Source organism: Flavicella sp., from assembly GCF_037132785.1.
Lineage (GTDB): Bacteria > Bacteroidota > Bacteroidia > Flavobacteriales > Flavobacteriaceae > Flavicella.
In genome coordinates this window covers 1-12,973 of record NZ_JBAHZZ010000160.1, presented here as the reverse complement: position 1 = coordinate 12,973, position 12,973 = coordinate 1, and the positions used below count along the sequence as shown (strand labels likewise).

Annotated in this window: 9 protein-coding genes; 3 read left to right on the top strand and 6 right to left on the bottom strand. The window is 30.9% G+C overall.

Going from position 1 to position 12,973, the window contains the following annotated elements; genetic code table 11:
- Positions 1-270: 270 nt before the first annotated feature.
- From V5787_RS10345 to V5787_RS10325, 5 genes are all read right to left on the bottom strand, one after another.
- Positions 271-1,431 carry a metal ABC transporter permease gene (locus V5787_RS10345; RefSeq protein WP_336893150.1) on the bottom strand — a complete coding sequence of 387 codons (1,161 nt, stop codon included), beginning with the start codon at positions 1,429-1,431 and terminating at the stop codon, positions 271-273.
- Positions 1,432-1,434: 3 nt separating this feature from the next.
- On the bottom strand, positions 1,435-2,550 hold the full coding sequence (locus V5787_RS10340) for a metal ABC transporter permease (protein ID WP_336893149.1): 1,116 nt from the start codon (positions 2,548-2,550) through the stop codon (positions 1,435-1,437).
- Between the two features lie 19 nt (positions 2,551-2,569).
- On the bottom strand, positions 2,570-3,307 hold the full coding sequence (locus V5787_RS10335) for a metal ABC transporter ATP-binding protein (protein WP_336893148.1): 738 nt from the start codon (positions 3,305-3,307) through the stop codon (positions 2,570-2,572).
- A gap of 84 nt (positions 3,308-3,391) precedes the next feature.
- Entirely contained in the window at positions 3,392-4,303 is a 912-nt protein-coding gene (locus V5787_RS10330; RefSeq protein WP_336893147.1) for a zinc ABC transporter substrate-binding protein, read from the bottom strand.
- Positions 4,304-4,776: 473 nt separating this feature from the next.
- Positions 4,777-5,646, bottom strand: a complete 870-nt coding sequence (locus V5787_RS10325) for a cation diffusion facilitator family transporter (RefSeq protein WP_336893146.1) — start codon at positions 5,644-5,646, stop codon at positions 4,777-4,779.
- Between the two features lie 649 nt (positions 5,647-6,295).
- On the opposite strand from V5787_RS10325, the gene V5787_RS10320 reads away from it, so the two are divergent.
- From V5787_RS10320 to V5787_RS10310, 3 genes are all read left to right on the top strand, one after another.
- Positions 6,296-9,469, top strand: a complete 3,174-nt coding sequence (locus V5787_RS10320; protein ID WP_336893145.1) for a SusC/RagA family TonB-linked outer membrane protein — start codon at positions 6,296-6,298, stop codon at positions 9,467-9,469.
- Positions 9,470-9,493: 24 nt separating this feature from the next.
- The gene (locus V5787_RS10315) at positions 9,494-10,966 is read left to right on the top strand and encodes a SusD/RagB family nutrient-binding outer membrane lipoprotein (RefSeq protein WP_336893144.1); all 1,473 of its coding nucleotides are present in this window, start codon (positions 9,494-9,496) and stop codon (positions 10,964-10,966) included.
- A 64-nt stretch (positions 10,967-11,030) separates the two neighbouring features.
- The gene (locus V5787_RS10310; protein ID WP_336893143.1) at positions 11,031-12,617 is read left to right on the top strand and encodes a metallophosphoesterase family protein; all 1,587 of its coding nucleotides are present in this window, start codon (positions 11,031-11,033) and stop codon (positions 12,615-12,617) included.
- A gap of 69 nt (positions 12,618-12,686) precedes the next feature.
- On the opposite strand, the gene V5787_RS10305 is transcribed toward V5787_RS10310, so the two are convergent.
- The coding region (locus tag V5787_RS10305) for an IS30 family transposase (RefSeq protein ID WP_336893142.1) at positions 12,687-12,973 on the bottom strand (287 nt) is incomplete at its 5' end.

The following is a 12,973-nucleotide window of genomic DNA, read 5'->3' as shown; positions in this document are numbered from 1 at the left end:
AACTAAAGGAAAATGAACCAAAAAATAGATCCATAACTAACATAAACAATGAAAATAAGAAAAAAAAATATAAATTTTAGATTTAAAAAGTCAAAATTGAAATCTAAAACTGAAAAGAGCATTATGCAACGGTCTTAAATTTATTATCAACCACTCCGAACTTATTGGGGGCTAAACTAGATAATACCTTTAAGAAGGTGTGTTTTTAAGTATTCTCTTTTAAAGCACTTAATTTAGGATTGTCATTTGATAGGTGTTCAGATGAGAGAACTATCCTCTAAACAAAAAGAAATCGTCTTTCATATCTTCAATTTGAGAATCTTCGTTTGTAATGATATAATTGATTGCTTTTGAAGTAAAATCGCTTCCTTTAGAGGTTAGTGAAACAATATTGTTGTCTATATGTATCATATTGTTTTTTAAAGCCAATTCTAGTACTGTTTTTGAACGTACTTTTTGCCAATTTATATGTTCGTTTAAGTGATTTACATGACGTTCTTTTTTGTCAGTATGATTGTTTAAATGAAGTAAAAAGGTGAGTAATGAAACTTCTATACGCTGTCTTTTTTCTCTATACAATACAGATATTAAACCTTTACTGGGTGCAAATAAGTAGACTAATAAAAATAGGAGACCTAAAGTACTTGTGATAGATCCCGCAATTGAGGCATCTAAAAAATGAGCCAACCAATAACCTGAAATCGCACTAAAAATTCCAAATGAAATTGCCAATAGTAACATTTTTTTTAAATCGGTTGTTAAAAGATAAGCTGTTGCTGCAGGAGCAATCATTAATGCAACAACCAAAATTGCACCAACAGCATCAAAGGCACCAACAGTTGTGATTGATGAAATACTCATTAAGCCATAATGTATAATTGTAGGAGAAAAACCAAGTGCTGCAGACAATCCAGGATCAAATGTACTTACTTTTAATTCTTTGAAAAATGCGATAAGCAAGCTAAGTGTTACAAGTAAAATACTTCCTATTACCCATAGTGATTTTGGACCGATGTCTATTCCATTAATAATTAACCTATCAAAAGGTGCAAAGGCTAATTCTCCTAATAGCACAGCATCAATATCCAAATGAACATCATTTGCGTTTTTGGCAATTAATATAACTCCAATACTAAAAAGTGCAGGAAAAACTAATCCTATGGCTGTATCTTCTTTGACCAATCCTATTTTTTGAATTTTTTCTACTGCAAATACAGTGATAATTCCTGTTACTGCAGCCAATAAAATTAAAAGGGGAGAGTTTAAATCTTGTGTAATAAAAAAACCAATAACAATACCAGGTAATATAGAGTGACTTATGGCATCACTAATCATGGCCATTTTTCTAAGCACCAAAAATGTTCCAGGTATTGCACATGCAATGGCAACGACACAAGCAATTAATTGTATTTCTATTTGTGCATTACTCATATTCTAAGTTTGTTGGTTGTATAGATTTGAAGCTTTCTCAAAGCCTTCTTCTGTTAAAGACCACATATTATTTTCAATTTTAATATAGTTTTTATCAGCTAATTTTTGAAGTGTTTTTTTTGTGAATCCATGAAAGTTATTTAAAATTTTAATGGTATGTGGATGAGAAATATCTCCGTGTGTTTTAGCAATAGTGTGCATAAAAGCCAATGTTTTGTGTAAAACTAAATCTCGTCTGTTTTTAATGATACGTATTTGTTTAAAAAGTAATCCTCTTTTTGGAGAGAATACAAAAGAAAAAACAACAAAAACAGATGCTACTAAAACAATAACTGGACCGGTAGAAAGGTTGTTTTCACTTGCGCTAATAGCGGTTCCAAGTACTCCAGAAAAAGCACCGAAAATAGCGGCTAAAAAAACCATAACCCCTAAGCTATTAGTCCACTGTCTTGCTGCTGCTGCAGGAGCAAGAAGCATCGCACTCATTAAAACAACCCCAACAGTTTGAAGTCCCATAACAATTGCTAAAACGATAAATACGGTGATTAAAATATCTATAAAATTAGTATTAAAACCTAGAGTTTTGGTGTATTCTGCATCAAAAAGTAATATTTTAAATTCCTTCCAAAAAAGCAGCAATACAATTAAGCATATCCCGGTAATACTTGCCATTAACCAAACGTCACGTTCTATTAATGTTGCTGCTTGACCAAATAAATATTTATCTAATCCCGCTTGATTTGCATTGGGTTGTTTTTGAATAAAAGTTAATAATAGCATTCCAAATCCAAAAAACAATGATAGTACCAAGCCTAATGCAGTATCTGATTTTAAATGTGTTTTAGAAGTAATACCACGAATCCAAAATGCACCAATCAAACCACTTATCAATGCACCAATAAGAAGCACATTACTATCTTTAGTTCCAGTGATTATAAATGCAATCGCAATTCCAGGTAAGGCTGCATGAGAAATAGCGTCGCCTAATAAACTTTGTTTTCGCAATACTGCAAAGCTGCCTAACATGCCACAAAGAGCACCTAATATTGCTGTTCCAAGCGTAATGGTTCTTAGCGTATAATCAGAGAAAACAAGTGAAAAATATTCTTTTAATTCCATGATGTTTTATAGTTATATGCTATTTTTGAATGCTTACTTTGTAATTAATACCATAGGTTTTAGTAAGATTTTCATCATTAAAAATATCTTTTACCGATCCTGTTGCTATTTTTTTGACATTCAAAAAGGTAACCCAATCAAAATATTCAGGTACTGTTTGTAAATCATGATGTACTACAATAACAGTTTTACCTGTTTTTCTTAATTCCTTTAAAATGTTTATGATTGCAATTTCAGTAGTCGCATCTACTCCTTGAAAAGGTTCGTCCATAAAATAGATAGATGCGTTTTGAACCAATGCCCTGGCAAGAAAAATTCGTTGTTGTTGTCCTCCAGAAAGCTGACTGATTTGTCGATTCTTAAAAGGAAGCATACCAACTTTTTCTAATGCTTCTAGTGCTAGTTTTTTTTCTTTTTGACGGGGTCTTTTTATCCAACCAAGGCTTCCATAAGTTCCCATCATAACAACATCCAAAGCTGTAGTAGGGAAATCCCAATCTACACTTCCTTTTTGTGGGACATAAGCAACCAATGATCGTTGTTTGTGGTATGGTTTTCCATAGATACTAATACTTCCTGCTAGAGGCTCTAAAATTCCTAATATTGCTTTTATTAAAGTAGATTTACCTGCGCCATTTGGACCTACAATTGCCATTAAAACACCTTCTGGAATTTCTAAATCAATATCCCAAAGTACAGGTTTGTAATTGTATGCGACTGTTAAATCATCAACTTTTACTGCTATTTTTTTGCTCATTTAGTTTTTATATCAGACGATTTTGTATTTGGAATCAGTTGTTCTTGATATTGTTTTTTATGTTTAAAATTTACGACTTAACATTTACTTCAAGGCTCCCACAATTGTTCTTACATTATATTCAAACATCCCTATATATGTACTTTCAATTGTTCCCGCATTTCCTAAAGCATCGGAATACAAAGTACCTCCAATTTGCACATCATGACCTTTAGAATTTACGGATGCTTTTAGAGCTTCAATAGTTCGTATTGGAACTGAACTTTCGACAAAAATAGCTTTGACATTTTTTTGGATAATAAACTCAGCTAGTTTTTGAACATCCTTAACTCCTGCTTCTGTTGCTGTTGACAACCCTTGAAGCCCGACAACTTCAAATCCAAAAGCTCTTCCGAAATAACTAAATGCGTCATGCGCTGTTACCAAAATTCTTTTTTCTTTGGGAAGCGTTTGGATTGTAGCTGTAATTTTAGCTTTTAAAGCTTTTAACGATTTAAGATATTTTTCACCATTTGTTTCGAAAACTGTTTTGTGTTCAGGAACTGCTTCTGACAGTTTTAAAACAATAAAAGATGTTGCTTTTTCCCAAATTGTTATATCAAACCAAATATGCGGATCGTAATTTCCTTGAAATAAGGCAGAACTAATCAATGTGTTTTTATCAAGCGCTTCGGAAATTGCAATTGTTTTATTATTTTGATGTCCCATTTTTTCAAAAATATCAACTAGTTTTCCTTCCAAATGAACTCCATTGTAAAAAATAATGTCGGCATTAACAAGTTTAGATACATCACCTTCACTTGCTTTGTATAGATGAGGATCAACACCACTACCCATTAATCCTTGGATATTTATAACATCACCTCCAATATTATTCACCAAATCGGTAATCATAGAGGTTGTAGTAACTACATTCAGTTTTCCATTCGTTTTTTTAATCTCTTTTTTACAATTTATAAGCGTTAAAGCAATAAGTAAGAATGTTATTTTTTTCATTTTGATTATTTATATTCTTTTTTAATATTGTTAATAAATTATCTGAATTTAGTAGTTATGATGTGCAATACTTTTTTTTGACATTCTAAATACAATTTATAGTAAGGGATAATTTCTTTATCAATGCTTGCTTATGGATAAATTTTTGGATTTACACCATTTGGTATGTATTTGAATATAAGTTATCAAAGATAATATTATTTTTTTCTGTATTTAGTTTGTGAAGAATAAAAACTAATATTTATTTTTTATATGATTTCATCACTTTTAATACTGCTTTTATACATTATTTGTGCTTGTAACTAAAACATAGATATATGATTTTTTTTTATAATTAAAGACTAGAATTGTTCATTAAATAATTCCATATTTACGATAGCTAGATCATATTTATCAGCAGTTGTTTCCATAAGAAAACACAACTTCTGTAGTTGTTTTTATCCATCAAATTTCCTTGAAAAAACTGACTTTTTTTATTCATTGGGTTCAATATGGATTAGTATTTGCCCTAAATTTGGAATTTTAATACTCAAATAGTCTTTTAATTTATGAGCGATTTTGTGTCCTTTTTTCACTGAAATTCCCCCATCAACTATTGCGTGTAAATCTACGTGATAATACATTCCTGCTTTTCGGATAAAATACTTTTCGGTACCTAAAACACCTTGTACTTCAATAGATTTTTCTCTAATTTCAATTATCAGGTCGTCATAAAGTTGTTCATCCATTATCTCGCCTAAAGCGGGTCTTAAAATCAAATAGCTGTTATATAAGATAAAAGTAGAAGCAAATAAAGCTGCCCAATCATCTGCTGTTTCGTATCCTTTTCCAAATAGAATTGCTATTGAAATTCCAATAAAAGCCATTACTGAAGTTATCGCATCACTCCTGTGATGCCAGGCATCTGCTTTTAATGAAAAACTATTTGTTTGTTTACTTTTCTTAATCACAATTTGAAATGAGATTTCTTTCCAGATAATTATGATGCCTAATACAATCAAAGTCCAAGGTTTCGGAGTTTTATGGGGTGTCTGAATATGTTGAATACTTTCATAAGCAATAATTGTAGCAGATACGACAAGAAAAGCGACAACTCCAAATGTAATTAGTGGCTCAATTTTTCCGTGTCCGTATGGATGATTAGTGTCTGCTGGTCGTTTTGCATACTTAAATCCTAACAAAACTAAAAGTGAAGCAAAAACATCTGTTGTAGATTCAATTGCATCTGCAATTAGAGCATAAGAATTACCAAAAAAACCTGCAAGTCCTTTTATGATGGCTAAAGCAGTATTTCCAAGTATACTAAAGTAGGTAGTTCGTATTGCCGTTTGTTCGTTCGTCATTTATTTTGATTGCAGACAACGGTAGTTCGTTTAATAATCCAAATTTTTTTTTTTAAACAATCAATATGTAAAGAACTTTAAATTAGGTAAGGGCAAACTCATACTTTTTTAAGTTAATTCGATTAATTTCGAGTTGTTTACTCAAACGTGAAAAAATAGTTTGAATTGAGAAAAACATCTTAACTTTTTGGCGAAATTCCATTTCTTGTATTTCATATCTCAAAGGTATTATTTAAATTTTAAAATAACACTCCGAACCTATTGAGACCTAAACTACGGCATAATAAGAATTTTGAACTTTTTATTACGTAAGGTGAGTTAATTAATTACAAACCTGTTTTTTGAATGAAATAATACTATAATAACTTTAAGGTGTCTTGCGCTAAATATTTACCAAACCCTTAATTTCTATTTTTAAAACATACTTAGTTCATTTTTAGATAAAGACACCAATCTAATCAAATACAACTTCATCATTTTATACTCTCTAAGATCTTATATTCTTTGAAATTGATAATGTTTAAAATACTTTAAAGTAACTTTTTTTGTAAGTTTTAGTAAACATATCATAATACAATATTATTCCAGACAGGTAAATAATTAATGATTTTTGTGTAAATAATATTAACCACAATTAATCATTTAAACAATGAAAAAGAACACTAACTGTGCCTTTTTGATCCTATTTTTAACGGTTTCAAATCTTCTAGCACAGAATTCAACATCCTCAATAACGGGTGTTGTTCAAGATGCTGAAATTCCGCTACCGGGCGCAACAATTTTAATTAAAAACACTCAAAAAGGTACAACCACTGATTTTGATGGAATTTTTGAAATTACTAATGTAGAATCTGGAAATTATGAACTACTCATAACTTTTATAGGTTATGATGAAAAATCTATTGTGATAGAAGTACCTTTTGACAAGGAGTTGAATCTGGGAATAATCAACTTGAATGCTTCTTTAGAATCTCTAGATGAAGTTGTAGTCGTTACTGCTTTAGGTATTAAAAGGCAAGAAAAGAAAATTGGATATTCAACTCAAAAAATGGATGTCTCAATAATTGAAAATATAGTTGTTCCTAACACAGCAAACTTATTTTCGGGACAAGTAGCAGGGTTAACAATTAGTAATCCAACGGGTTTATTCCAAAGTGCTAATATTCAATTAAGAGGAGGAAGTCCAATTATTGTAATAGATGATGTTATTGTAGATACTGATTTTTATGATTTATCACCAAATGATATTGGTTCCATTAATGTATTAAAAGGCCAAACTGCTGCCGCATTGTATGGCTCTAGAGGGAAAGATGGGGCAATTTTAATCACGACTAAGAATGCAAAAGTAAATGGTCTAGAAATTACTCTTAATCACAGCACAATGGTTTCAGCTGGGTTTACTGTTTTCCCTGAAACTCAAACAGAATATGGAAATGGATCTAATGGGAAATATGAATTTTGGGATGGTAAAGACGGTGGTATTTCTGATGGAGATATGATTTGGGGACCAAAATTTGAGCATGGAGTATTAGTAGCACAATGGAACAGTCCTATTTTAGATAATGTAACTGGAGAAACTATTCCTTGGTGGGGAGATGTTGAAGGAACTCAATATAATGATAAATCTAGATATTCAAGAGTTGCTACACCATGGGAATATCACAACAACTTAGAAACCTTTTTAGGTACGGGCTATATTTCTTCTACAGATTTTTCTATTCAACAAAAAAATGAGATGGGAACACTTAGATTAACTGCAAATTATAATCATCAAGAAGGTAGAGTTCCTAACTCGAGTATTAATACAGGTGGAATAACTTTTAAGTCGAGCACAAATCTTTCCGATAAATTAATTCTTGATACTAAACTAGCTTACAATAAGGTTTTTTCTCCAAATTATCCAAGACATGGATATGGTCCAAATAATCATATGTACACTATTTTAATTTGGATGGGAGATGATGTTAATGGGCAAGATCTTAAAGATTACATGTATATTCCAGGGCAAGAAGGTTACAGGCAAGCAAATTTTAATTATGCATGGTATAACAATCCATATTTTGCAGCATATGAGTTAAATCAAAAATATGATGCAAACCTAATTAATGCACAAATGAGATTGAATTATAAATTTAATGATAATTTTAATATTCAGCTAAGAGGGTCAAGTGTTTTAAAAGATCGATTTGAGGATAGAGAAACACCTAAAACTTACTTAAACTATGGAGATTCAAGAGACGGAGATTATAAAACATGGAACAAAAAAGATCTTACTGTAGACTATGATATATTGGCACATTATAATAAAGATATTAATAAAAATTTCTCTATAGATGTTAATGCTGGAGCCTCAACTTATTATAATAAATATAATGAAGAATACAATGCTACTGATGGATTAATTGTTCCTTTTAATTATAGTCTCAACAATACTAAAGGAAATGTTGACGCAAGTACTTATGTTCGAGAAGAAGCTACAGAAAGTATTTATGCTACTGTAGGAATTGATTTATTTGATACTGTATTTTTAAACTTCACAGGAAGAAATGATTGGAACTCTACTCTTCCTAAAGAAAACAGATCTTATTTTTATCCTTCTACTTCAATTAGTACTTTAGTTTCTAATCTAATTACTATGCCAAATGTAATAACTTATTTAAAAGTAAAAGCTTCTTGGGCTAAGGTGTCAGGTGCATTAGAACCTTATCAAATATCTTCTTATTATGACAAAAACGGAAATTTTGATGGATCTATTAGATTAGAATACCCAAATTATTTAATTAATCCAAATATTGAACCAGAATCTAAATCCACTTTCGAAATTGGATTCAGCACTGGTTTATTATCAAATAGATTAGGTTTAGACTTTACTTATTATAATGAATTATCAAGTAATCAAATTATTGATTTACCTATTTCTGTGGCTTCTGGTTTTGAAAACAGAAAGGTAAACGGTAATGAATATACAAGACAAGGGTATGAAATTGTGTTAAATGCATCTCCATATAAAACAGAAAAATTTAATTGGAATGTAATGCTAAACTGGAGTGCAAGTGTAAAAAAAATTACTGCTATTTATGACAATGCTGAAAATCTTGGAAATTATAGACTGAATGATAGACTTGATACTTACTTTGCCACCACTTGGCAGAAATCTGTTGACGGAGGATTAGTTATTAATGAAAATGGATTGCCTATAAAGAATAATTTTGAAAGCAATTTAGGGCATTCAGATCCTAACTGGACTCTAGGTTTACAAAACACTTTCAAATTTAATAATTTTACTGTTGGTATTGGTATTGATGGTGTTTGGGGAGGACTTATACGCTCCAAAACTGTTGAAAAAATGTGGTGGGGTGGAAAACACCCAAATTCTACTGAATATAGAGATGCTGAATATGATGCTGGCGTACCAGTTTATGTACCTAAGGGAGTAAATATCTTAAGTGGTCAAGTATCTTATGACACTTTTGGTGAAATTATTTCCGATACAAGAGTTTATAAAAAAAACACAACTGCTGTGAATTGGCAAAGCTGGAGTCAAACGTATCCTTATCAAGCTGCAATTTTGGATTCCGATGACAAGAAATTTGCAAACATTTTTGATCGTAGTTTTTTTAAATTAAGATCTGTTTCTGTTAACTACGATTTCACAAAAATGCTAAAACCATATGCAATTAAGAATTTAAGTGTTACACTTTCGGGATACAACCTATTGATTTGGAAAAAAGCAGATATTATTGATCCAGATTTTGGTAATGACGATAATCTTCAGGATCCTTCAACGAGATGGGTTGGTCTTGGAGTAAGTATGAAATTTTAATTAAAAAAGATAAAAACACTAAAAATGAAAAATATAAAAATCTTAATGATTTTCTTGTCATTAACATCCTGTTACAATTTGGATGAAATAAATGAAAACCCAAATAACGTTAGCAATACACATCCACAATTATTACTTACCAATATTGAAGCAGAAGCTTTTCAAGTTTCAGGAACCTCTGCTCTATACGCATCAAGAATACTTGTGGAATCATCGGGAGAAAACAACAGTCAATATTACAGATGGGATAGAGCTAGTTTTAGTGGTTACAACATTTTGGGAGAACTCACCAAAATGATAGAAGAAGCAGAGCGTGTAGAAGCACCTGAGTATGTTGCAATTGGCAAATTTTTTAGAGCCTATTATTTTTATGATTTAGCAATGGTGTTTGGTGATGTTCCATATGCAGAAGCTTTAAAAGGTGAGTCGGAAAATTTATTTACTCCAGTTTATGATACACAAAAAAATATTTTTGAAGGAATCCTTTTAGAATTATCTGAAGCTAATTATATATTAAAAACTAATACAAATATAGTTGAAGGAGATATTATTTTTAAAGGTAATATATTGAGATGGAGAAAATTAATCAATTCATATAGATTAAAAATTTTAATATCTTTATCTAAAAAGGAAGGGGATGAAAGTCTTAATATTAAAAGTGAATTTGCTAGCATAGTTGCAAATGAACCTATCATTACTTCCAATGAAGATAATGCTCAATTAGTATTTTTAGATGCCGAAGGATCTAGATATTCGGAATTTAATTCTAGCGGATATGGCTCAGGTATGTACATGGCTCAAACTTTTGTTGAGTTGTTAAAAGAGAGAGAAGATCCAAGGCTATTCATTTTTTGTTCTCAAACAAAAAGCGCTAAAGAGTCAGGAAAAACAATTGATGATTTTGATGCTTATGCAGGAGCTGATGCTTTAAAACCATATGGGGAAATTAATGATCTTGCAGCTGAAGGAAAATTATCGAAGGTTAATTTAAGATACTCCACCGATCCTACAACAGAACCACATAATATATTAGGATTTTGGGAAATAGAATTTATTTTAGCCGAAGCTGCAGTGAGAGGTTGGATAACTGAAGACGCAAAAATTCATTACGAAAATGGTATTAGATCATCTTTTTCCTTTTATCATAATTATGCAAAAGGTTTAGAAGAGTATGTAAACGCAGGAGTCGCTACAACATACCTATCAGGAACAATGGTTGATTTTGACAATGCTGTATCAAAAAAGGATAAATTAGAGTTTATTATTACTCAAAAATATTTCACATCTTTCCTGCAAACAGGATGGAGAATGTATTTTGATTATCTAAGAACAGGAGTTCCTAATTTACCATATGAATCATCAGCTACTCCTCCAACAAGATGGATGTATCCCAATTCGGAATACACAGATAATACCGACAACGTTTCTCAAGCCGTTCAAAAACAATTTGGTGCAGGAAATGATAATATTAGAGAATTAACTTGGTGGTTAAAATAAATATTCATTAATGATTTAAGACCATACATTATTGTTGTCTTAATTCGTTTAAACATAAAACAAAATGAAAACACAAATAAGTATTATTATAGCTCTCGTTGTTTGCATACAAACTTTTGGGCAAAATCAGCAAGTTGAAATTGAAATTCAACCTTTTTTACAAGACGCAACTCCAAATTCAATTATTATAAAATGGCAAACAAATTTTGGAGATGACAGCACTGTTGAATGGGGACTTACTGAAAAACTTGGAGAAAAATCCAAAGGAAAATCTTATGATGTTAACTTTAGCAAGGTAAGAATTCATGAAGTAAAACTTACAGGTTTAAAAAGGTTTACAGAATATTATTATCGAGTGAGAACTGGAAAATCTATTTCTGATATTTTTCAATTTAAAACACCTCCTTTTGCAAGTGACAATGAGTCTTTCAATATTATTGCAATGAGTGATATGCAATATGATTATAACTTTCCTAATAAATTTAATGAAATAGTTAATGATGGTATTTTAACTTACCTGAAGAAGGAATACGGAGGCAAATTACCTAATAATTTGGCCATGGTATTAATTCCAGGTGATTTAGTTGAAAATGGGACAAAATTTCACCAATGGAAAGATCATTTTTTCAGCCCTGCTGAAAAACTTTTTGCGAATGTCCCTGTTTATCCCGTTTTAGGAAACCATGAATATAATTCGAAATATTATTTTAAATATTTTAGTCTTCCAAAAAATGGAAGTCCAGAATATGCAGGACATTGGTGGTACAAAGATTATGGTAACACAAGAGTAATAGGGTTAAATTCCAATGATGGTTATAGAGATTCCAAACAACAATACCAATGGTTAAAAAAAACATTAGAAGAAACAGCAAAAAACGATGATATTTCCTTTGTGTTTGCACAACTTCACCATCCTCATAAATCAGAATTATGGATTCCTGGAGAAATAGATTTTAGCGGGAAAATTGTAAAAATACTAGAAAATTTTAGTACAAAATCAGGAAAACCTAGTTTGCACTTTTTTGGACATACACATGGATACTCAAGAGGGCAATCTAGAGACCATAAACATTTGTGGATAAATGTTGCATCTGCTGGAGGAGCTATTGATAATTGGGGCAAATTTGAAGGAAGAGATTATGATGAATTCACAGTAACTCAAGATGAATATGGTTTTGTAATGGTAGAAGTAAGTGGTAGTAAAGAAGATTCGAAATTTACAATTAAAAGAATTAGCAGAGGAAACTCAGAACAGTTTAGAGAAAATGAACTTAGAGATAGTATTACCATCTGGAAAAAAGAAAGAAAACCAGCTACTCCTAAAGCTATATCACCAAATAATGAAACTGTTGCAATTACGGGGACACTACTAAAGGCAGATGAGTTTCAAAGCTCTTTTAACAATACATTCCATGCAGCATCACACTGGCAAGTATCAACAACAAAAGATTTCTCAAAATTAGTTCTCGATAATTGGAAACAATATCAAAATTGGTACTACAAAGAAAACAGACAAAAAAACGATGATTTAACTGATGAACAAACACGACGATTAATACTTAATACAACCTATTACTGGAGAGTTCGCTATAGAGATCAAAATTTAAACTGGAGCAATTGGTCTAACATATTATCATTTAAAACTGAATAACAATGAAGAAATCATATTAATACTTGGATTCAAGGTTGTAACGCAACAAAACGTTTTAGTTTTATGATGTTACTGAGCTACAATTTTAAGTTCAATATCCATCATTTCTTTTGGTGTTTTATATCCAAGTATCTTTCTAGGTCTATTGTTTAGTTTTTCTTGAATAATTTGGAGTTGTTTTAGGTCAATTTCGTTAAAATTAGTTTCCTTTGGCAAGTATCTTCTAATGAGTCCATTTGTGTTTTCATTGGTTCCTCTTTCCCAAGAAGAATAGGGATGAGCAAAGTATATTTTCATACCTGTATTTTTCGTAATTTTTTCGTGTCTAGCCATTTCAATACCGTTATCGTAAGTCA

What these genes read in the sequence shown, in the direction of transcription:
- V5787_RS10345 (WP_336893150.1), bottom strand. Translation starts at nt 1,431, where the DNA reads ATGAGTAATGCACAAATAGAAATACAATTAATTGCTTGTGTCGTTGCC.
- V5787_RS10310 (WP_336893143.1), top strand. Translation starts at nt 11,031, where the DNA reads ATGAAAACACAAATAAGTATTATTATAGCTCTCGTTGTTTGCATACAA.
- V5787_RS10340 (WP_336893149.1), bottom strand. Translation starts at nt 2,550, where the DNA reads ATGGAATTAAAAGAATATTTTTCACTTGTTTTCTCTGATTATACGCTA.
- V5787_RS10330 (WP_336893147.1), bottom strand. Translation starts at nt 4,303, where the DNA reads ATGAAAAAAATAACATTCTTACTTATTGCTTTAACGCTTATAAATTGT.
- V5787_RS10325 (WP_336893146.1), bottom strand. Translation starts at nt 5,646, where the DNA reads ATGACGAACGAACAAACGGCAATACGAACTACCTACTTTAGTATACTT.
- V5787_RS10335 (WP_336893148.1), bottom strand. Translation starts at nt 3,307, where the DNA reads ATGAGCAAAAAAATAGCAGTAAAAGTTGATGATTTAACAGTCGCATAC.
- V5787_RS10320 (WP_336893145.1), top strand. Translation starts at nt 6,296, where the DNA reads ATGAAAAAGAACACTAACTGTGCCTTTTTGATCCTATTTTTAACGGTT.
- V5787_RS10315 (WP_336893144.1), top strand. Translation starts at nt 9,494, where the DNA reads ATGAAAAATATAAAAATCTTAATGATTTTCTTGTCATTAACATCCTGT.